General features: G+C 61.4%; 20 protein-coding genes. 5 read left to right on the forward strand and 15 right to left on the reverse strand.

Annotation, left to right across the window (positions count from 1 at the left end):
* Positions 1-357 precede the first annotated feature (357 nt).
* The 5 genes from WBN73_RS09170 to WBN73_RS09190 form a co-directional block, all read right to left on the reverse strand.
* Positions 358-621, reverse strand: a complete 264-nt coding sequence (locus tag WBN73_RS09170; protein WP_337340164.1) for a hypothetical protein — start codon at positions 619-621, stop codon at positions 358-360.
* Positions 622-1,120: 499 nt separating this feature from the next.
* Entirely contained in the window at positions 1,121-2,362 is a 1,242-nt protein-coding gene (locus tag WBN73_RS09175) for a M20 metallopeptidase family protein (protein ID WP_337340163.1), read from the reverse strand.
* Positions 2,363-2,419: 57 nt separating this feature from the next.
* A complete protein-coding gene (locus WBN73_RS09180) occupies positions 2,420-3,895 on the reverse strand; it encodes an MFS transporter (RefSeq protein ID WP_337340162.1) in 1,476 nt (491 codons plus the stop codon).
* 59 nt (positions 3,896-3,954) lie between these two features.
* Entirely contained in the window at positions 3,955-5,124 is a 1,170-nt protein-coding gene (locus tag WBN73_RS09185; protein ID WP_337340161.1) for an acyl-CoA dehydrogenase family protein, read from the reverse strand.
* A 16-nt stretch (positions 5,125-5,140) separates the two neighbouring features.
* Positions 5,141-6,700 carry an acyl-CoA synthetase gene (locus tag WBN73_RS09190; protein WP_337340160.1) on the reverse strand — a complete coding sequence of 520 codons (1,560 nt, stop codon included), beginning with the start codon at positions 6,698-6,700 and terminating at the stop codon, positions 5,141-5,143.
* Positions 6,701-6,795: 95 nt separating this feature from the next.
* On the opposite strand from WBN73_RS09190, the gene WBN73_RS09195 reads away from it, so the two are divergent.
* The 3 genes from WBN73_RS09195 to WBN73_RS09205 all read left to right on the forward strand — a co-directional run bounded on the left by WBN73_RS09195 (position 6,796) and on the right by WBN73_RS09205 (position 8,876).
* Complete coding sequence (locus tag WBN73_RS09195; RefSeq protein WP_337340159.1) at positions 6,796-7,404, forward strand: TetR/AcrR family transcriptional regulator; 609 nt, start codon at positions 6,796-6,798, stop codon at positions 7,402-7,404.
* A gap of 552 nt (positions 7,405-7,956) precedes the next feature.
* Positions 7,957-8,283 carry a hypothetical protein gene (locus WBN73_RS09200; protein WP_280625425.1) on the forward strand — a complete coding sequence of 109 codons (327 nt, stop codon included), beginning with the start codon at positions 7,957-7,959 and terminating at the stop codon, positions 8,281-8,283.
* A 41-nt stretch (positions 8,284-8,324) separates the two neighbouring features.
* Positions 8,325-8,876, forward strand: a complete 552-nt coding sequence (locus WBN73_RS09205) for a dihydrofolate reductase family protein (RefSeq protein WP_280625423.1) — start codon at positions 8,325-8,327, stop codon at positions 8,874-8,876.
* A gap of 48 nt (positions 8,877-8,924) precedes the next feature.
* Here the strand turns inward: WBN73_RS09205 and WBN73_RS09210 are convergent, their stop codons facing one another.
* Positions 8,925-9,878 (reverse strand): ArsR/SmtB family transcription factor, encoded by a 954-nt coding sequence (locus WBN73_RS09210; RefSeq protein ID WP_337340158.1) that lies wholly within the window; start codon positions 9,876-9,878, stop codon positions 8,925-8,927.
* 55 nt (positions 9,879-9,933) lie between these two features.
* Between WBN73_RS09210 and WBN73_RS09215 the strand changes: the two genes are divergently transcribed.
* Complete coding sequence (locus WBN73_RS09215) at positions 9,934-11,193, forward strand: MFS transporter (RefSeq protein ID WP_337340157.1); 1,260 nt, start codon at positions 9,934-9,936, stop codon at positions 11,191-11,193.
* Positions 11,194-11,266: 73 nt separating this feature from the next.
* On the opposite strand, the gene WBN73_RS09220 is transcribed toward WBN73_RS09215, so the two are convergent.
* From WBN73_RS09220 to WBN73_RS09235, 4 genes are all read right to left on the reverse strand, one after another.
* Complete coding sequence (locus WBN73_RS09220; RefSeq protein WP_207595647.1) at positions 11,267-11,566, reverse strand: hypothetical protein; 300 nt, start codon at positions 11,564-11,566, stop codon at positions 11,267-11,269.
* A gap of 122 nt (positions 11,567-11,688) precedes the next feature.
* Positions 11,689-12,132 (reverse strand): hypothetical protein, encoded by a 444-nt coding sequence (locus WBN73_RS09225; protein WP_207595646.1) that lies wholly within the window; start codon positions 12,130-12,132, stop codon positions 11,689-11,691.
* Between the two features lie 42 nt (positions 12,133-12,174).
* On the reverse strand, positions 12,175-13,125 hold the full coding sequence (locus tag WBN73_RS09230; protein ID WP_337340156.1) for an alpha/beta fold hydrolase: 951 nt from the start codon (positions 13,123-13,125) through the stop codon (positions 12,175-12,177).
* A gap of 118 nt (positions 13,126-13,243) precedes the next feature.
* Positions 13,244-13,687 carry a YdeI/OmpD-associated family protein gene (locus WBN73_RS09235; protein ID WP_337340155.1) on the reverse strand — a complete coding sequence of 148 codons (444 nt, stop codon included), beginning with the start codon at positions 13,685-13,687 and terminating at the stop codon, positions 13,244-13,246.
* Between the two features lie 93 nt (positions 13,688-13,780).
* Between WBN73_RS09235 and WBN73_RS09240 the strand changes: the two genes are divergently transcribed.
* Positions 13,781-14,011: a DUF2630 family protein gene (locus tag WBN73_RS09240; RefSeq protein ID WP_207595644.1), complete on the forward strand. Its 231-nt coding sequence runs from the start codon at positions 13,781-13,783 to the stop codon at positions 14,009-14,011.
* On the opposite strand, the gene WBN73_RS09245 is transcribed toward WBN73_RS09240, so the two are convergent.
* The 5 genes from WBN73_RS09245 to WBN73_RS09265 all read right to left on the reverse strand — a co-directional run bounded on the left by WBN73_RS09245 (position 14,012) and on the right by WBN73_RS09265 (position 19,476).
* On the reverse strand, positions 14,012-15,154 hold the full coding sequence (locus WBN73_RS09245) for a glycerate kinase (protein WP_207595643.1): 1,143 nt from the start codon (positions 15,152-15,154) through the stop codon (positions 14,012-14,014).
* Between the two features lie 60 nt (positions 15,155-15,214).
* Positions 15,215-16,177, reverse strand: coding sequence for a D-2-hydroxyacid dehydrogenase family protein (locus WBN73_RS09250; protein WP_337340154.1), 963 nt, complete (start codon positions 16,175-16,177; stop codon positions 15,215-15,217).
* An 89-nt stretch (positions 16,178-16,266) separates the two neighbouring features.
* The gene (locus tag WBN73_RS09255) at positions 16,267-17,157 is read right to left on the reverse strand and encodes a carbohydrate ABC transporter permease (RefSeq protein ID WP_280625408.1); all 891 of its coding nucleotides are present in this window, start codon (positions 17,155-17,157) and stop codon (positions 16,267-16,269) included.
* 2 nt (positions 17,158-17,159) lie between these two features.
* A complete protein-coding gene (locus WBN73_RS09260) occupies positions 17,160-17,921 on the reverse strand; it encodes a carbohydrate ABC transporter permease (protein WP_337340153.1) in 762 nt (253 codons plus the stop codon).
* Positions 17,922-18,099: 178 nt separating this feature from the next.
* Complete coding sequence (locus tag WBN73_RS09265) at positions 18,100-19,476, reverse strand: extracellular solute-binding protein (RefSeq protein WP_337340152.1); 1,377 nt, start codon at positions 19,474-19,476, stop codon at positions 18,100-18,102.
* Positions 19,477-19,607 lie beyond the last annotated feature (131 nt).

Here is a 19,607-nt window from a genome sequence, read left to right on the forward strand (position 1 = left end):
CTGCGCCCCTCCATGACCTGAGTTAGCCGTCATCCTGGCCTTCTAGGGCCTGGACTTCCAGGACGTCGAGCAGCTGCTCAGACGGGGCTTCGGTGGCTCTGGCTAGTTCGTCGATCGCTATGAACCGCCCGCGGGCCAGCGCTATTGCGAAGTCTGCCAGATAGCCGGCGCCGTTCCGGCGAACATGCGCTTTACCCCGCGCTGATCGGGCTGGGCCAGCCCACGGGCTAGCGCGGCACTGCTGCAGCGCGCACTGCGATGAGCCGGTTTTTAATTAGGTGCGGGGAGCTCCACTGAGAGATCGGCGCAAAGCGAAGCGACAAGGTAATTGCTCGTTTCATCGACGCCGTAATCCCATCACGGAGCTGGGTAGTGCTCTTGCGTTTGCTTGAACCTTTTCCTCAGAGTCTTGCGACGAATCAGATAAACGGTAAAAAGCGCGACGGTCAACACGGCAAGCGCAACTGCGCGCCAACCGAAATCCTGCGCATTGGTGACGTCTCCCTTGCTCTCAATTTCCTGGAACAAAACCGAAGTCAGTAATGCCGTTAGTAGCGCCAGTACTCCGCTGGCGATCGAGCCATAAAGAAGTATTTTCAGCCCCTTGCACTGTTGGCTCATGCTGCAAACTCCATTCATCTCGACTCAATATTGGTTCGCCGTTGTCCAGTTGCAACGGTGGATAGCAACGCCCCAGCTCCAGACCGTGGTGCGGTTCGGACGGAACCGCTCAAGGTTCCAAGTACCAGCAAAGGCGTTTCCGAACGCGTGGCAGTCGAACTGCTGGCGCATGGTCGCCTTGCTTTGCAGGATGGATCCGATTGGAGCCGCACCTCCCCAACCGACTGCTAGTTCTCCAATCCTCATTCCCATATCGACGCCCCCGCCGTTGCACCGCTACGAGATTCCCGTAAGACCCGCCCGCAAAATGCCCGGTGAGGGTGCCCTAAACGCTACACGGTTAGCCGTCCCACTTCCTTAGAAGTGGGACACCCTCGGCGGGATAGCTCCCATTCGTTGCAAGTTTCATTCAGGCTGCCGGCGCCGTGTGGTGCATGCGGCGGCCGCTGGACCGTTAACCAGCGTCCGGCTTTACCCATGGTGCCGGCACTGGGCGCGGTCAGCCTTGTTGGAGTCGGTTCAGGGCGAGACCTGCAAGGGCTGCGGCTTGGTCACCTAGGATGGCGTCGTCGAAGCGGACCAGTGGCGAGTGGTTGTAGCTGGTCTCGCTGGGGTCGAGATCTGCCGGTGAGACCAGGAGCCTGAAGAAGCTGGCGGGGACTTTCTGGGCTACGAAGGAGAAGTCTTCGGAGCCCATCACTGATGTTGTGTCCTTTCGGGTGACCCGGCTTGCACCGAATGCGGTGGACAGCACAGATTCTGATTGGTCCGTGAGCTCTGTGCTGTTGACAAGCACAGGGCAGCCTTCGGTCATTTCGATTTGTGCCGATGCGCCGTGTGCTTCGGCGATGGCTGGGACGAGGCGGGCGATTTTGTCTTTTGCCTTTGTAAGGGCTTGATCGCTGAGGTTCCGGAGTGTCCCCTTGGCTGTGGCGGTGTCCGGAATGACGTTGCCGGTTGTTCCTGCTTCGAGCACGGTTAGGGTGAGGACTACGGGGTCTTGGGCGTCCAGTTGTCGGGTGACAAGGCTTTGGAGGGCGAGGATGGTTTCGGCCAGGATTGGCACCGGGTCGACGGCTTCGTGGGGCCGTGAGCCATGGCCGCCCTTGCCATGGATGGTGATGCTGATTCTGGTGGATCCGGCTGTTGCTGTGCCGGCGGAGAGGGCGAAGTGCCCGAAGGGTCCCGGGGCGACGTGTAGTCCGTAGGCGGCGACGGGGATGTCCCCGGCTGCGGTGAGCAACCCTTCGTCAATCATCATCTTCGCCCCGAGCAGGACTTCTTCCCCGGGCTGGAACATGAAGATGACGTTTCCGGGGATTTGGGAACGGTGTGCGCTCAGGAGGCGGGCGGCCCCTACGAGCCCTGCCATGTGCAGATCGTGTCCGCAGGCATGCATTGCGCCGTTCTCGGATCGGTAGGGCAGGCCCGTTTTTTCGGTGACAGGCAGGCCATCCATGTCTCCTCGCAGAAGGACTGTGGGGCCAGGCAGTTCGCCTCTAAGGACCGCGACAATCGAGGTGAGCCGTTCTCCGAGCGTGATTTCCAGTGGCAAACCTTCCAAAGCGTTCAGCAGCCGCCGCTGTGTTCGCGGGAGGTTCGTGCCTATTTCGGGGTCGGCGTGCAGCTCTCTTCGGAGTGTTACCAGCTCGTGAAGGATCGCGGCGCCGTCGGCTCGGAAGTCGATGGTGCTGGAGTCAGAGGCTTCCTGTGATGCTTCGGGGATGATGGTTTGGCTCATGAGTCGAGGTCCTTTCGAGTGCTCTGAGAGCGTTTTTTGCGGGTGGTCTGGTGATGCTCAACGTTCCCTAGGGGCGGGCTTGAGCAGGGGGACGGTTCCGGTGGGGGTTGGTGGGAGAAGGGGTCGGGGTATTTTGGTGGTCTTGCTCAGGGCCAGGACGATCGCCGCGACGGTGAATGCTCCCGCCGCGATTGTCCAGATCATGGTGTATCCGTCACCGGGATTGCCGCTGGAGGACTGAGCGAATGAGATGAGGATGATCGAGAATCCGGCCCCGGCTACAGCTCCGCCAAGGGTCCGCAGGGAGTTATAGACGCCGGTTGCTATGGCCGTACTGTCTGCCGGGGACTCTTCGGCTATCAGGGCGGGCAGGGTTCCCATAAGTAAGCCCATTCCGATGCCTGCCAGTACTGCCATTGTTAGAAGGTGCCACTTTTCGGCGTGCTGCAGCGCGAAGAAGCCGAAGCCTGCAGCGGAGAAGGCAGCGGCGAACACGAGCACGGACTTGGTTCCGAAGCGGCGTGTGAGTGGGTTGACAGTTGCGGAGCCGATGGCTGTAAGGACAGTGAAAGTGGCGATGATCAGGGACAGGCTGAACGTGGTGAAGCCGAGCCCGTAGCCGTCGGTGTCGGGGTGGGACGCTGCGAAAGTCGCCAACGGTGTTTGAAACCCGAACAGCACAAAACCGAAGAGGAACCCCACGATATATAAGGGTGCGAGAGCGTGTGAGGTGAGCATCCGGAGGTCCACTGCGGGGTTGCTGACTCGCAGTTCCCACCAGGCCCAGGTTGCGAAAACAATGAGTGCAGCCGCGATGAGGCTCCAGGGCAGCGGATCCCCCAGGCCTTCTTCGGAGAGCCTGCTCATTCCTGTGAGTAACAGGATCATTGCCACCGCTATCCCTAGGAGTCCCCAACCGTCGATGCCGGGGGCGGCCCGGAGCGTGGATTCCGGGATTCGGATTACTGCCACGAGGGCCCCGATCATCAAAAGAGGCGGGATGAACAGCGCGGCTGAGAAAGGCATCAAAACTACCGAAAGACCGCCACCGATGTTCCCAATAACCGCTCCGAGCACCAGTACCGAGACCAGGATCCCGATCACTCTGCGGGCAGCAGCTTGATCGATACGCTGATGCACCAGAGCGATTTCAAGTGGCAGCCAAACGGCGATCGGCCCTGCCAGCACTCGTGCAGCCAAGAGCAGTGGGAAGTTCGGTGCCATGGCTGTCAAAAGAGTGCTGGCAAGCACCACACCCACGGCGATTCTGAGCACCCTGCGGTGCCCGAACATGTCCCCGAATTTGGCCAGTAGCGGCACCATCACCGCAGCAGACAGGCCTTGGAGGGTGTGGAACCAGATGATGTGTCCGTCTGAAACTTCGTACGTTTTGGCGAAAAGTTTGGCCAGGGGGTCATAGAAACCTTGGAGGAGACCGGCGACGAACTCCAAGAGGATCAGGAGCGCGATCATTCCCCGCGCCGCGGCGGGAATAGGCGCAACGGCCTTGGATCGGGCGGGTGAACTGTCCATGGTTCTCCTAGTGTGAGCGACGTTGCTTACGAGTTATAGGTCCGAGAGATAGCCGGTGCTCAGGTGAGCGCTTTGGCGATGGCGTTTCGATGAATCTCGCTGGTGCCGGTGACGATGCGGTACATCCGCAGGGACCGGAAGAGCTGTTCAATTTCGTTGCCCCTCGTCAGTCCTGCCTTGCCGTGAATCTGCACAGCCTCATCGACGACCCGGAAGCATGCTTCGGCTGTGAACAACTTGCACATGTTCGCCTCGACCGAAACGTCCTCCCCCCTGTCGACCTTCGCGGCCGTTGCTGCCACCATCGACCGCGCAGCGTAGATGTCCGTGGCCATGTCAGCGAGTTTGTGTTGAATCGCTTGGAGTTCAATCAACGGCCGGCCGTTGACGACGCGCGATGTGGCGTATTCCACGGACAGGGTCCAGGCCCGGCGGGCAGCGCCGATGATTGAGGGACTGTGGAGCAGCCGGTTCAGGTTGATTCGCCCAATACCGATCCGCAGCCCCTGACCGACGTCACCGAGAAGGTTTGCCACCGGTATGCGACACTCATCGAAGTCGATGTCCCCTTCGATCTGCTGCCCGGACATGGGAACCTCACCGTCCCGAACTGTGACCCCTGGAGCGTCCAAATCCACAAGGAACGCACTATAGGCTTCGGCTTCGCCGTCCATGCGGGCAACGACGATGGCAAAGTCGGCGAAGGGTGCCGCGGAGCTGAAGACTTTACCGCCGTCAAGGATGTACTCGTCGCCTTCGAGGCGGGCGGTCGTGCGCATGCGCCGTACGTCTGAACCGGCATCGGGTTCGGTGATGGAAAAGCAACACGCCCTTTCCCCACGAATGACTGGCATAAGGTATTTTTCGAGCTGGTATGTGCTGGCGTACTGCATGATGGACCCTGCACGCAGTGGTCCCCCCATATCGCCCAGCACTGAGTGCGCGAGCACGGAACCGTGGGACATGAGTTCCTCCTTCAAGGCGCACAGCGCTCGGGTTGAGAGGCCCTGTCCGCCCAGATTCGGCGGGAGGGCGATGCCATAAAAGCCGAGTTCGCGGCTTCGTTGCCATATGGGCTCGAGGTCAGCGCGGCTGAGCTTGGTCTCGGGGGAAAGCCCGAGTCGTTGCTCGTAAGGAATGAGCTCCTCGAGCAGGTAGGCGCGCAGGCTCATGACCAGCTCGTGCAGTTCCGGTTCGGCAGAGTGGTCGGGTTCCAGGGTGAATGTCATGTCGAAATCCTTCGGGTTACGCGACGCGACGGCCGGTTGCCGCCCAGTAACGGTTACGGACGGCGCGGCGGTCGGTTTTGCCGTTCTGGTTAACGGGAAGGTGATCGACAAAGTCGACCGAGCGGGGCTTTTTCAGGCGGGACAGGTTCGCCGCGCAGAATTCGATAATTTCCTGCTCATCAAGCTCTAAACCGCTGCGCAGAACGACGACAGCCTTGACAGCTTCGCCCCACTCCTCGTCAGGGACACCGACGACCGCAGCGTCCAGAACAGCAGGGTGCTGCTGCAGGACGGCCTCAACTTCGACGGAGTAGATGTTGAAACCGCCGGAAATGATCATGTCCTTCTTACGATCGACAATGAAGACAAACCCGTCTTCCCGGTAACGGGCGAGGTCCCCGGAATGGAACCAACCGTCCCGAAATGTCTCCGCACTCAAGTCCGCTTCATTGTGATATTCGCTGACAACATCGGGGCCACGAACCGCCAGCTCCCCGATCTCACCAGGTCCCACCGGGGCGCCGTCTTCATCCACGACGCGGACCTCCGCGTCAAAAATGGCACGGCCACAACTGAGCAGCAGTTCCTCATCGCCGCCCTCAATGGCCTGCCGGTGGTCTTCCGTGCTCAGGAGCATCACGACCGATGTCGTCTCCGCACATCCGAAACCTTGGGTCAGCACCGGGCCGAACAAGTCCCACGCAGCACGGATTCGGGCCGGGGACATAGGCGCCCCTCCGTAGATCAGGTGCTGCATGCTGGTCAGATCAAAACGCCTGGCCTCAGGAACCCCCAAGACGGTCATGATCATCGTCGGCACCACAAAAGCGTGCGTTGCTCGTTCACGCTCAATCGTTGCCAGGAAATCGACAGGATCCCATGTCCGCATCACGATCACGCAACCACCGGCCCGAAAGACCCCCATGAGCGGCATCCCGGAAGCATGAGTGATAGGTCCGGCCAAAATAATCCGGCCCCCTGGCCCGACATAACCGTCCGGATGCATCAGCGACTTCCGAACCAGCGCCATCCGGTTTCCGTAGGTGTGAACCGCAGCCTTGAGTTTCCCCGTTGAACCCGACGTGAAGTGAAGCACCGCCACATCGGAATCCGCACAATCAACATCGACCGCCCTCCGTTCCGCGGAGTCCAGGACGGAGGAGAACGAGGCACCGAAGTCGCTTTCACCGCCAATAGTGACCACAGCCGCAACAGCAGCGATCGCGGTCGCGGCACGAACCACATCTGCATGATCGGTGTCCGTAATGAGGACCCTCGCCCCGGAGTCGGCCAACAGGTGCGCAACCTCCGATGCCCCCAGCCGGGCGTTGATCGGGGCACGCACCAGACCCGCCTTGTAAAGGGCGACTTCCGCCACCACAAGCTCAGGGCAATTCCAGCCAAGAACGGCCACCACATCTCCCCGGCCAAGACCGAAACGGTCCTGCAGGGCAGCGGCCAAACGGTCACTCCCCTCGTCCAGCTGGGCATACGACAGCCGCGAGTCCGGGCCTACAACAGCCTCGGCATCAGGCTGGTACGCCGCTGATGACCGCACAAATCTTCCAAGATTCATAAAAATCTTTCCTATACAGAGTGTTCAGTACTGGATTATCTGTACAGTAATATACTGTGAGAGTGCCCTTGGTCAATGGTTTGGAAGGAATTCAGGTGAAAACAGTCGAGGACCGCCGCGTGCGCCGCTCGAAGCGAGCGATCCGGAGTGCTTTCATCGCCCTGGTGTTGGAAAGAGGCTTCAACGCCATCACCATTGAAGACATCATCAACGCCGCAGACCTTTCCCGGGCGACCTTCTACACGCACTACCGGGACAAGGACGGCCTCCTCAGCGACGTGGTCGCCGACCTCGCCGATGAACGGAACCGCGTACTGCCGGCCGTGGAAGAAGCCAAACCCCTCGGATTCTCCGGGCTCCCCGTGAAATACCTCTTCGAACACGCAGGGCGCGAAAGAGACGCCTACCGCGTCATTCTCCGCGGCGAAGGGAACGGACGGGCCTTACGGGAACTCAGGGAATTTCTCATCACCCAAGCCGAAGAGCTATTCGAAGAACGAGCCACACGCGCCGGGGTAACCCCCCGCCTGCCCACAAGCTTCGTCGCCCGGGCATGGGCCGGCGAAATAATCGGCATCCTCACGTGGTGGGTAGACGAGGACGCGCCATACACCGACCAGGAACTCACAGAGTTCTTGCGTGAACTGGCCATCAACGGACGAGTGTGGGCCTCCGGACTGGACCCGCAACCGAACAGCCTCTAACTCTCAAACGGGCAAGTAAACGAACACCGCAACCCAAACGCCGGAGGTCAACCGCCACAGCCACAAATGGAGCACCGTCGGTCCACAGGCTGGTGGCACTTAGGAACCTAAGGACGCTGTCCCACTTCCTTAGTACTGGAACACTCTCGTTGGGACGGTCCCACTCGGCCGATTTAGGCGGCGACGGCACCCCGACACCGCGCCCCGCCGCAAAACGGACTAAAGGGCATCCACGCCGGGGCATCTTGCAAACGGCTGTAGGCCATTCATCAAGGCACTTTTGAGCACTGGTGGAATGCCGAATCAGCCTGGACGTAACATTTCAGTCCCGTATGTTGTCCCAAAACATCCCCTGCAGCCAGCTGTCACAAAGACAACTTCCGGGACAGTTCGGTTTGTGACTCAGGAGCCCATATCCATGCGTGGGTACACAGCGGCCTGGTCGACGCCGACGATCCTCAGCCGCAGCTGCCATGCCGGCCACCGCCGTCGTAATGTTGCGCAGGTCACACATGGCACATACGCTGGGGTCGCTGCAGCGTGGCAGCAAGGATGAAAGGCAGTGCATTGGCCAGCGAGAAGCTCTCCGTTGTTGTTCGCGTCGACGTAGACGGCGAGCAAATTCAGATCGAAGCGACCGGTCGCGTGACCGCTTTGAGCCTTCAGGGTCTCTACCCAGTGGTCCAACGCACCAAGGGCCTTGGCGGCGGTCTCGGAGTGGAGATGGACCTGTCCCAAGCGACCATTGATGAGGATGCACTGAAACAACTCCAGGTCTACGCCGAACTCCATGAAGTGCCCGTGCGCCTCAACCCGGACCACAACAATGTGACCGCCCTTCCGCCCCGCGGCCTCCAAACCACCAGCCGCGCCGCCTAACACCAACACTCCAAACACCCGCCGCCCAACAGGAGAAACAATTGCGCAAAGTCACCGCCGGCCTGTTCCACTCCGTTGATGGCGTGGTTCAGGACCCATTCAAGTTCCAGTTCGACAGCTTCGACGACGAACTCGGCAGAGGACTGACCAAGATGATCACCACGGTGGACACCGTGGTCCTGGGGCGGGTCAGCTACCAGGAGTGGGCCGGATATTGGCCCACCGCACCTCGGGATGAGGACTTTGCTGCCTTCATCAATCCCGTGGAAAAGTTCGTCGCATCGCGCACCCTCACAGAGCCCCTTGAATGGGAGAACTCGCACCTGATCGAGGGCGATGTGGAGAAGTTCGTCGCCGACCTCAAGTCCCGGGATGGCGGCGAGATTGCCGTCTGCGGCAGCATCTCCCTGGTCCGCCAACTGTTTTTCGCGGGCATCCTGGACGAACTGACCCTCATGACGCATCCCGTGGTGGCCGGCAGCGGGCGGCGGCTCTTTGAGGACGGCGACCCGTTGCACCGGCTCGTGTTGGAGGACCAGTACGCTACCAGCAAGGGCAACGTGATCAGCACCTACAGCCTCCGCAAAGACTAAAACGTACGACGGCGACACTCGCCTGCCGCCGTCGTCCTGCCTGTGAAGTCACCCCAGCAGCAACGCCGCGCCCAGTTCGCTCCGGAAGTAGAGCACACTGCGGCCGTAGCGGGTTGACGTCACGAGTCCTGCGTCCCGGAGTGCCCTGAGGTGCTGGTTCACGGCCGACGTTGTGACGCCAAAGCGCAGGCCCAACTCTGTGGACGAGGCCGGGGCTGCCAAGGCGGTGAGCAGGCTGGTCCGGACCTCACCCAATACGGCCACAATCGCGGCCGGGTTCGTGATCCGTTCCGTTTCCCACATGGCGCCCTGGCCCCTGGCGGGGTACATCAGCAGCGGCGGATCGCCGTGGTTCACGGGAGCAGAGGCCCGGCGCGTGAACATGGTGGGAACAAGTGTCAGCCCCAAGCCGTCCGTCCTCTCGGTCCGCGACGCCGGATTCTTCAGCCGCACGGAGATGACGCGGCCATCGAATTCCACAGCACCGGACAAATCGTTCAGCATCGTGAACAGCCCGGCCTGTGCAATCTGCCGGCCCCGGTAGACAATGTCCGCTTCCAGGATGGTGCGCATGCGCAGCCAGTGCGGCTCGAAGCAGGTTTCCCAGAAGTCCCGGAGGATACCGACCATGCGTCGGATCGCCGGCCCAACGGGCCCGGAAAAAACTGTCGGGACAGCGCCGTGCACCCTGACCAGATCCCCGTGGAACTGCTCGGCTGAAAGCTGCTCCAATGCTGCGAACTCGTCGTCGATTCTGGTCAGTGGTGACTGGGGCCGGGGGTTCAGGAAGTCCGGTGTCCACAGCCGGTCATCCACCAAGGACAGCAATCCATCGAGGTCCAAACGTGAGCGGGCTTCTTCCGTCCGACGCAACCAAGGCAGCTGGAGCGGGTACTGGCTGGGATCGCGAACAGCCCTGAGGGAGAGTCCCAGTTCGCAGAGGGGCGAGATGCCAAAGCGCACGCCGCCCAGATCTGCCTCTGACAACTCGTACTTCAACATGAAGCATTACGCTACATCAATACCGCCCGCCGTCAGTGGGTGACAGAACTGGGGTGTGACTAAATCGCCGGCCAATACCGCCCCCGCTCCGCAGCACAACCTCCGCGTCGCGCTCTCTGATCCCGCCCTCAAGATCCTCGCCTCCGCCATCCTGGTATCCACAGTGGGCCGCGGAATCTTCCTCACCCTGACGGTCCTGTACTTCAGCCGCTTCGTCGGGCTGAGTGCCCTCGAAATCGCTGTGATCCTCACGGTTTCCAGCGGGGTCGGTGTCGCGACGTCGTACATCGGTGGCCGACTCGCCGACCACTTGTCCGCACGTCGGCTCCTTGTGGGCATGGTCGCCGTCCAGGGTCTCGCGATCGCAAGCTATACGTTCGCCGGGAACTTCAGCACCGCCGTCGTGATCGCCTGTATAGCAGTCGGCGTGGACCGGGGCGCGAATGCCACGCGGTCCGCGATCATCGCCCGGGCCTTCGACGGTGCGAACCGCGTAAATGCGCGCGCAGTCCTCCGCACCATCACCAACCTGGGCATCGCGGTGGGAGGGATGATAGCCGGTCTCGCACTGTTGGCCGGCACCGCGGGTGCATTCCGGGGAATGATGATCGGCGCCGGCGTGGCCTATCTCCTGAGCGCCATGGCCCTCCGCCGCCTCCCCGCCAGGGTAGACGCACCCCGTCACGATCCCGCCAAACCTGCCCCGGCGCGGGGTAGCTCCCCCTTCAAGGACCGCCGCTACGTACTGCTGACCGTACTGTCCGGTATCTTCGGCATGCAGTTCGGGCTCGCCGAGATGGGCGTACCGCTGTGGATTTCGCAGGACACCAGTGCCCCAGACGTCCTGATATCGGCAATCCTTGTCATCAACACCCTGTGTGTCGTTCTGCTGCAAGTGCCGCTCTCCCGCGGTACCGAGCACCCCCGGCGCGCAGGAAAGATCGTGATGATTGGCGGCGTGCTCATGGCCGCAGCCTGCGCGCTCTATGCCACGGCGGGCGGGGCGCCTGTCATCGCCGCCATCATTCTTCTTTGCGGCGCGGCACTTCTTCACTCGTTCGCGGAGATCCTCTCGCAAGCGGGTGCCTGGGGACTCAGCTTCGAACTCGCCAACCCCCATCAAGCAGGCGCTTACCAAGGGATGCTCGGCATGGGATCTGCCCTGGGGGCTATGCTCGCACCGCTCGTGGTGACCGCCACCGTCGTCGAACATGGCACGCTGGGTTGGGCCATCCTGGGTGCCGTCTTCCTTGCCTCGGCGGCGGGAATCGCGCTGATAGCGCGGAAGGCGTCGACGACGGCGGCACTCGCCTGAGGGGGCCGTGACAACAGCTGCCTCCCGCCGATTTTAGTCTGCGGGAGGCAGCCGTCGCTTATCGGGCGGAGAGTCAGTGGCTTCCGGTCACTTCCTGCCAAGGAAGACGGTGTCCGTTGCAGAGAAGGCTGGGCGATTCGCCCTGCGCAGCCAATTCGTCCTTGAACCCCTGCCTCACGGCCTGACCGTAGGACTGCACCCGGCCACCTTCAGGGTATGCCGCATCAGGGTGGTCATTCAGGCCCGAGTACGAGCAGATGGAGTTGGAGTTTTCCGGGCCCTTTTCCACCTGTCCGGCCGCGAAAGCCGGCGTCGCAGACAAGGCCGTCAGCGCACCCACACAGAGGGCAGCAGAGAGAATTCTGATTCGCATTGTGTTACCTCGCTTAGTTGTGACTTGGCGCCCGCTTCCCAGCCAGCCCGACGCAGGTGGGAATAAGATAGCGCAAGTCCACTCCGAGGGTAAGGGCCCTTCGGTAGCGTCCTCGAACCGGGCTACTGACGGCTACCCAGCTCCAGCAGATTCACGTCCACGTTTCCCGTGCCAGGCTTCGGGGATCCCCGTTTCTTGCGTAATTGTGTTGCCCGATACTCATCCTTGGACAAGCTGAACCCGTACCAAGCCAGGAAGCCCGCAATGCCCATGGGCCACAGGGCACCCCATGAGGGCCCGCCTCCTTGGAACGCAGGCATGATGAACAGCACCACCGTGGCAACGAATCCCACCGCCCCAAAAGCGGCCAATATTGCCATGCCCCACCACGAACTGACCTGCGCCTGCCCCCGCCCCGGCGTAAACCCGATCTCCTCTTTGGGATAGCTGTGCAACTCACCGGTGCTGGTCCGTCGAAGGACACGCTTCTCGCCGCGTGCCACAGCTTCCTTATGTTCCGCATAGGCAGCGTCGTCGCGCCGCTCACGCTCCCGGTCGTAGACCATGGGCAGTCCCCTCACATCAATTCGTCATACCGTTCCTGATCATCACACGATCCCGGCTGCGATTTCCTCGACCGCCCGCGTCAACGCCGCCATGCTGACTGGACCTCCATGGCCCTCCTCTTCGACCACCAGAAGCTGACTTGTCCGCCATCGCTGGTGCAATTGCCATGCGGTGACAACAGGTCCACTGATGTCTCGCCTGCCATGGATGAGATAGCCGGGAATTCCGTCGAGCTGGTGGATGCGAGAGATGATTTCGTTCCCCTCTGTGAGAAACCCGTCGTTGGCCCAGTAGTGCGTCACTAACAGTGCGAACGTCATCCGTTGCCGATCGTCGTCGAACATCAGCCCCTGGGTCCAACCAGGGTCCAAAGATATGTGCGTGGACTCCCACCGGTCCCAAGCCAAGGCGGCCCGGTGCGCGTCGTCCCTGTCATCCCCAGCCAACCGCCGGGCGTAGGCCTCCACAAGGCGCTCTCCTGACATTCCACTAGAGCCGCCCCGGAATCGACTCCACTCCTCCGGGAAGACGCGGCCAACATCCTCCGTGATCCACTGGATCTCGGCGCGACTGCTGGTGGTTACGGCCACAAGTGCAATGCCCAATACCCGACTTGGGTGCTGCAGCGCATAAGCGAGCGCCAGAGTACTGCCCCATGAAACCCCGGTGACGATCCACCGCTCAATCCCTAACTGAGTGCGGACAGCCTCGATGTCTTCAATCAAGGTCTGCGTGGTGTTGACCGATAGATGTGGGAGATCATCTTGGGCAGTAGGCGTGCTCTTCCCGCACCCGCGTTGATCCAGGCCTATGGTTCTGAAGCGGCGGGGGTCGTGGCGCTTTCGGTAACCTCCCAGCCCCAGCGAGCCGCCCGGCCCACCATGGAGGTAGAGAACGGGCACGCCATCCGGATCCCCCGTCGATTCCCAGTAGATCCGTGCGTGAGGAACCTTGACCCAGCCCGAGGACTGTTCCCCGCTGCCGTCCGTCATCCGCCGACCCGCTGATCGGATGTGTAACTTCCTGAGCTTTGAGCCACCTGTCCCCCAAGGATAGAAAAGCATCAGCCTACCTGCATGCCAGCAGCACGCTTTGTCTTGCGAAAAGGACCTACTTCTTCCCCGCCTTCAAATCCGCAACCACCTTCGCTATCCGCCGGGCACGCGTCTCCTCGGTCTTGGCGTCCCCGATCGGCTCTACGTATCGCCGCTGAGAGCTGTAGTTCAGGGTCCCGTAGAAGGCCTTTGCCTCAGGTTCGTCATCCAGCGCGGCGGCCAAGTCCTCGGGCACCTCGATCACGCGTGGCTGGGTGTCCACTTCAAGGCCAACCTCAACCGTGTCTCCAGCCGAAGCGCCCGTGAGCTCACGGTTGGCCGAACTGACGCCCACCATGTACTTCCCGCCCATCACCGCGATGCTGCTGCGGTAGCTCTGCCCGTTGATGGTCACCACCACAGGGGGCCGTTTGCCGGCTCCAAGTCCGTCAACAATCTCGTCGGGAACTTCGATGCCGGCCTTGTTGCCATCGCCAACGATGGTGGTTGTGAATTTCATGTCCCCAGTATGCCGTTGGCCATTGGTAGACGCACTGGACCTACAGGACTAGTTTCTAGATAAACGTCCAAACCACATCGAGGAGTCTTAGACATGGACAACCAGGATCTCTTGGAGCGCATCCAGTCGCTGGTCGAAGAGGAGCACCGCTTGCGTGACTCCGAAGGGTCAGACAACGACACCGCCCGCCTCGCCCAACTGGAGGCCCAGCTGGACCAATGCTGGGACTTGCTGCGCCAACGTCGCGCCAAGAAGGACGCAGGCGGGAACCCCGACGACGCCGAGCCGCGGCCCGTCAGCGAAGTCGAAGGCTACCGGCAGTAGTCAGGCTCCCTCAAGCACCTGGCTGGTAGCCCATGCGAGGTATTTAGCTGCATTGGCTACAGCGTCGGCGACGTCAGGAACGCCATCTTTGCGCTGCGCTACGTCCAGCAACTGGGCCGCTGCCACAATGCCGTGTTTCGCGAGGTCTTCCGGCGTGACCGTTATGCGCCCCGCGACTGCGATGACGGGAATTCCGTGCACGCTCGCGGCGTCGGCAAGTGCGATCGGCGCCTTGCCCGTGAGCGACTGCTCGTCCATGGAACCTTCGCCGGTGATGACCAGATCAGCCTCGCCCAAATGCTGCGCGAGGCCTGTCAGGCCGGCGACCAGCGCGAAGCCGCCTTCCAGCTCCGCATCAGTGAAAGCCAGGAACGACGCCGGGAACCCACCAGCTGCTCCAGCTCCCGGAACGTTCACGTCGCGGCCAGTAGCTTCCCGAAGGAGCGACGCCCAGTTGCGGAGGCCGGCGTCGAGCCTTTCAACGGCATCCTCATCGGCACCTTTTTGCGGACCGAAAACATGAGCGGCACCTTCGGGGCCGTACAGCGGGTTTTGGACGTCGACGGCGATGCGGAACTTCACGGTAGACAGCCGCGGATCCAGCTCGGAGACATCTATGGCCACGACGTCGGCCAAGGAACCTCCGCCGAGCGGCACCACGTTTCCGGCCGCATCGAGGGGCTTGAGCCCCAAAGCACGCAGGGCGCCGCTACCGGCGTCGGACATTGCCGAACCACCCAGGCCGAGCACGATCTCGGTGGCACCAGCGTCGAGGGCAGCGGCGATCAACTGGCCGCAGCCGTAACTGTGGGCGCGCAGGGAATTCTCCGGCGTCGGCTCCATGTGGGCCAGGCCGGAAGCCATCGCGGTTTCGATGACAACGCCGGCCCCGCCGAAAGCGTCTTTCCGGATCGCCCAGGAGGCTCCGACAGGCTTGAGGATGGGGCCGACCACCGCGTTGTTTCGCTCTTCGTAGCCAGCGGCGATCGCAGCATCCAGCGTGCCTTCCCCGCCATCGGCCACAGGAAACTGGGTGGTAATGGCATCGGGGTAAACACGGAGAGCGCCTTCGGCCATGGCTGACGCGGCTTCGGCGGCGGTCAGTGATCCCTTGAACTTGTCCGGGGCGATGAGGATACGCATGGGTCCATCTTGCCAGCTTCGCTCGGAAAGCGCTTGCCCGCGCGTAATGCAGCGGCTGATTTAACCGTTGATCACCCGAACTGGTGCCCCGTCGAGCCACCTTTTGACGTCCTCGAAAGCCCCGCCATAGAACTGCCGGTAACTCTCGTGCGTCACGTAACCGATATGTGGGGAAAGCATGGTCCGCGAAGAATGCAACAGCGCGTGCCCGGCCGGCAAGGGCTCCTCATCAAACACGTCCAACGCCGCGCCGCGGATCCACCCCTCCTCCAGTGCTTGGATCATAGCAGCCTCATCCACCAAAGGACCCCGCGCGGTGTTGACCAGCACGCCTTCGGGGCCGAGAAGACGCAACTCCTTGGAACCGACAATCCCCTCAGTCCGCTCGGACAGCCGGAGGTGCAGCGTTACGACGTCAGACTCACGGAACAACTCCTCTTTGCTGACCTTCCGCGCACCGACGGCCTCGGCAGCGTCCGCAGTGAGGTTCTGGCTCCACGCGAGAACGTCCATCCCAAAAGCCTTCGCGTAGCCCGCGATCCGCTTGCCGATCTTGCCCAGTCCAACGATTCCCAGCGTCTTGCCTTCGAGTTCAAACCCGACGCCGGCCTGCCAGTCGCCTGCCCGCAGGGAGTTCTCCTCCACGGTCAGATTCCGGGCAAAGGCCATGAGCAAAGCCCACGTCAGCTCGGGGGCCGCTGCCGGAGAACCACCCGTTCCGCACACCACGATGCCCCGCTCTGCCGCTGCTTCCAAGTCAATGGCTGCGTTCGCCATGCCGGTGGTCACCAGCAGCTTCAGGTTGGGCAGGGATTCAAGGACATCCTGGGGAAAACGGGTGCGTTCGCGCATCGCCACAATGATGTCGAACGGCGCCAGGGCGGCCACGGCTTGCTCTTCCGATACGAAAGGTGCGCTGAAAACGCTCACTTTAACGCCGTCGTCGAGCAGTGAGTCCCACGGGGCGTAATCGCCGGAGACCTGCTGGTAATCGTCCAGGATGGCTAAACGGAATCGGGTCACGTACCTTATCCTCGCGTGGCGGCCGGTGGTACTCAACCCCATCTCGCGTTGGGATTTGATTTCTCCAGGAGATGGTCGGGCTGCCGACGCTACTGGCCGCCCAAACCGGAGGTCGCGAAGCCCTTCACGATGTGGCGCTGGAACAGCATGAACATGATCAGCAGCGGCAGGGCCGCGAGGATGGCGCTGGCCATGGTCTGCGCGTACTGGACACCGTAGGCGTTCTTGATGGTCGCGAGGCCAACCGGAAGCGTCAGCAGATCCGGGTTGTTGGTGACGATGAAAGGCCACAGGAAGTTATTCCACGCTCCGATGAACACAAAGATGGAGACGGCAATCAGGATGGGGCGGGACAGCGGCATCACAATGGTGAAGAACACGCGAAGGCCGCCGGCGCCGTCGATCCTGGCCGCTTCCTCCAACTCTTTGGGAATGGTGTCGAAGAAGTTCTTGAGAATAAACACCATCATGGGAGCAACCACCTGCGGCAGGACGATGCCCGCCCATGTATCAGCAAGCTGCATGGAGTTCATCTGCTGGTACAACGGCACAATGAGAATTTGGCCGGGGACCATGATGGATGCCACGGTCATCGCGAAAAGCCATCTCCGCCCCCGGAATTCCATGCGGGAGAAGCCGTACGCGGCAAGTGCCGAAATTCCTACGGTCAGGACGGTGACGGCAATCGAGATGCCCAGGCTGTTCAGCATCCATCGCGGCACGTCCCCTTGGCTGAGGACTTGCACGTAGGCATCGAAGTTCCAGCCGGATGCGGGTGCCACAAAAGGTGACGTAGCGGCGTCTTCTTCGCTTTTGAGGGAGGTGGTGACGCCCCAAAGGATAGGCAGCAGCCACATGAGGGCGAGGATGACAAGCGCCAGAATCCCGCCGACCCTGGCAATTGTGCTGCCGTTCTGTGCGCTGTTCCTGAGGGGAGATCGAGTCGGGGCCGCAGGCCGGGTTTGCGTTTGGATGGACATGGTCAGGACGCCTTCCTGTTCATCAAACGCAACTGAACCACTGCGATGACGACGATAAGTGCAAAGAAGAGGTAGGAAATGGCCGAGGCGTAACCCAGCCTGTAACCGCTAAAGCCGATGTCGTAGATGTACTCCAGGACCGATCTGGTACTGCCGCGGGGGCCGCCGGACGTCAGAAGGTAGATCTGCTCGAAGACTTTCAGCGATGCCAGGATCTGGAGCATGACGATCATGACTGTAGTTCGGTTAACCATGGGAATGGTGATCGAGAAAAGACGCCGCCACGGCCCCGCCCCGTCCAGCTGCGCCGCTTCGAAGAGGTGGTCCGGGATGTTCTGAAGGGCTGAAAGGTAGAGCAGGAAGTTGAAGCCCACGGTCCACCAAATAGTCACCAGGACCACCGAGAACATGGCCACACCTTCGGTGTTCAGGAAGCCGATCTGCTTGATTCCCCATGCGTCCAGTGTGGCGTTGACCAGCCCGAAGCCCGGCTGGAACATCCACTGCCACAGCGCGGCCACCACCGAAACGGGCAGGAGGTACGGTGCGAAGAAGCTGAGGCGCCAAAGCCACTGGCCCGGAAGTCCCACGTACACCAAGTGCGCCATCACGAACGACAACACCACCAGGGGTGCTGCGGTGAAGAGGGTGAAGACGGCGGTGTTGCCCAGCGACTGCCAGACGGCCTTGTCTCCCAAGGCTTCCGCGTAGTTACCGAATCCTGTGAACTCGCCCCCGGCACCTGTGAGGCTCTGGTTGGTCATGCTCATCCACAGTCCGGAAATGATGGGCCAAAGAAGGAAAAGTGCGAAGGCTGCAAGGAAAGGGACCACATACCAGAATCCACTGGCCTGCCTGATCTTCCGTCCCGGAATTGGACTAACCAACGCGGTGCCAGGTTTGGTTTCGGAGAGCTCTGTCAGCATTGTTTTCACCTCGGCGTTACGTGGGGTTGGGGGCTGAGAGCATCGTCTGCACGTGCTCCATCATGGAATCCACGGCGTCCTTCACCGTGACGGTGCCCTGTAGCGCGGCGGAAAGCGTCTGTGAGAGCTGATTTTGAAAATCAGTGCCGGCACCCGCGAACCACACAGCAGGATCGAACGCCGGTGTTTCGCCGGCAGCCGCGTAATCCACCTGCGGCACCAACGCGCGGTATTCATCCGTGGCCTGGATCGGAGTGAACGCCGGAATGTGGCCCGCCTGGGCCCAATTGAGTCCCTCCTTGAGAATTCCGGCCACGAACTGATGTGAGGCTTTGTAAGCTTCGGAATCCTTGTGTACCTGCTTCGGCAGTACCCAGACGTGAGAATCGGTGTAGCTGGCCGGTGTGCCAAAGAGGGTCGGCATGGGAACGGCGCCAAGGTTGGGCACTGCCTTGGCGAACGCGGGCAGCTCCCATTCACCGGAGAAGATCATGCCTGTGGCGCCGGTAGTGAAGTCGGCAATGGCGCCATGGTACGTCTGGTTGTTGACGGCCATTTTGCCGTCGAGCAGCTCCTTCAGGAAGGTCAACACCTCTGTTGCCTTGGCCTTGTCTATCTGTGCAGGCTGCCCGGCGGTCATCGTGTATCCGCCCCCGGTTTGATTGTAGAAGCCCCAAAACAGTCGCCACGACTGCGCGGAGTCCAGCACATGGCCAAAGGAGAGACCCTGCTTTCCAGTGGCGACAGCCATTCTGGAGGCTGCCTCCATGAGTGCCTGGGGTGAGGAAATTTCCCTAAGCTTGCCGTCGCTGTCCGCAATGCCGGCCTTGACGGCCAAGTCCTTGTTGTAGAGCAGGATGAAGGGGTGGGTGTCCATGGGAACAGCAAAGAGTTTTCCGTTGTAGAAGCACCTCTCCCACACTGCAGGAGCGAAATCCGCCGGCTTTAGCCCATACTCCGCCAATAGCTCCAGGTCATAGGGTTGGAGCAGGCGCTCGGGTGCGAAACCGGCCAAGCGAGAGAGGTGCATGATTGCGGTATTCGGAGCCTTGCCGCTGGAGGCTGCCATGGCCAGCTTGGTGTAGTAGGGCGATCCCCAGGCCAGCGTGACTGGCCGGACATCAATGCCCTTGGCTGTGCTGACGGCCCCTATCATGGCCCGCATTTTCACGCCGTCAGCACCTGAAAACAGATCCCAGGACTGAATGGGCGTCCCGCTTGAGGGGCCGGCGCACCCGGTTAGGGCGCCCGCAGCGAAAATTCCACTGGCTGCAGCTGCCGTGCGCAGCACTGCGCGCCGGCTGATTCCCGAAGAGCCCGCATAGAGACCCTGCTTGGGAGACTGCTCTTGGTTGGGTCGCAGCAGCGACTTTAGACTTCTTGGCTCGTACATCGATGTTTCCTGCCCGACGCGACGCTGGTGAACTTACGTCCTTGATAAAGTTCTAACGTTAGAAACAATGAAGGGGCCGATAGAGTTTGTCAAGGGCATCCTTGCCTTGACCGGTTCACCGACGCCGCTAG

This window comes from Paenarthrobacter sp. CCNWLY172, assembly GCF_037402035.1.
GTDB lineage: Bacteria > Actinomycetota > Actinomycetes > Actinomycetales > Micrococcaceae > Arthrobacter.

Bases quoted from the DNA above. Each gene is read 5' to 3' on its own strand.
- WBN73_RS09200 (WP_280625425.1), top strand. From the start codon at position 7,957: ATGAAAGGCAGTGCATTGGCCAGCGAGAAGCTCTCCGTTGTTGTTCGC.
- WBN73_RS09230 (WP_337340156.1), bottom strand. From the start codon at position 13,125: ATGACGGACGGCAGCGGGGAACAGTCCTCGGGCTGGGTCAAGGTTCCT.
- WBN73_RS09180 (WP_337340162.1), bottom strand. From the start codon at position 3,895: ATGGACAGTTCACCCGCCCGATCCAAGGCCGTTGCGCCTATTCCCGCC.
- WBN73_RS09175 (WP_337340163.1), bottom strand. From the start codon at position 2,362: ATGAGCCAAACCATCATCCCCGAAGCATCACAGGAAGCCTCTGACTCC.
- WBN73_RS09255 (WP_280625408.1), bottom strand. From the start codon at position 17,157: ATGTCCATCCAAACGCAAACCCGGCCTGCGGCCCCGACTCGATCTCCC.
- WBN73_RS09235 (WP_337340155.1), bottom strand. From the start codon at position 13,687: ATGAAATTCACAACCACCATCGTTGGCGATGGCAACAAGGCCGGCATC.
- WBN73_RS09220 (WP_207595647.1), bottom strand. From the start codon at position 11,566: ATGCGAATCAGAATTCTCTCTGCTGCCCTCTGTGTGGGTGCGCTGACG.
- WBN73_RS09185 (WP_337340161.1), bottom strand. From the start codon at position 5,124: ATGACATTCACCCTGGAACCCGACCACTCTGCCGAACCGGAACTGCAC.
- WBN73_RS09225 (WP_207595646.1), bottom strand. From the start codon at position 12,132: ATGGTCTACGACCGGGAGCGTGAGCGGCGCGACGACGCTGCCTATGCG.
- WBN73_RS09265 (WP_337340152.1), bottom strand. From the start codon at position 19,476: ATGTACGAGCCAAGAAGTCTAAAGTCGCTGCTGCGACCCAACCAAGAG.
- WBN73_RS09210 (WP_337340158.1), bottom strand. From the start codon at position 9,878: ATGTTGAAGTACGAGTTGTCAGAGGCAGATCTGGGCGGCGTGCGCTTT.
- WBN73_RS09170 (WP_337340164.1), bottom strand. From the start codon at position 621: ATGAGCCAACAGTGCAAGGGGCTGAAAATACTTCTTTATGGCTCGATC.
- WBN73_RS09190 (WP_337340160.1), bottom strand. From the start codon at position 6,700: ATGAATCTTGGAAGATTTGTGCGGTCATCAGCGGCGTACCAGCCTGAT.
- WBN73_RS09260 (WP_337340153.1), bottom strand. From the start codon at position 17,921: ATGACCAACCAGAGCCTCACAGGTGCCGGGGGCGAGTTCACAGGATTC.
- WBN73_RS09245 (WP_207595643.1), bottom strand. From the start codon at position 15,154: ATGCGTATCCTCATCGCCCCGGACAAGTTCAAGGGATCACTGACCGCC.
- WBN73_RS09240 (WP_207595644.1), top strand. From the start codon at position 13,781: ATGGACAACCAGGATCTCTTGGAGCGCATCCAGTCGCTGGTCGAAGAG.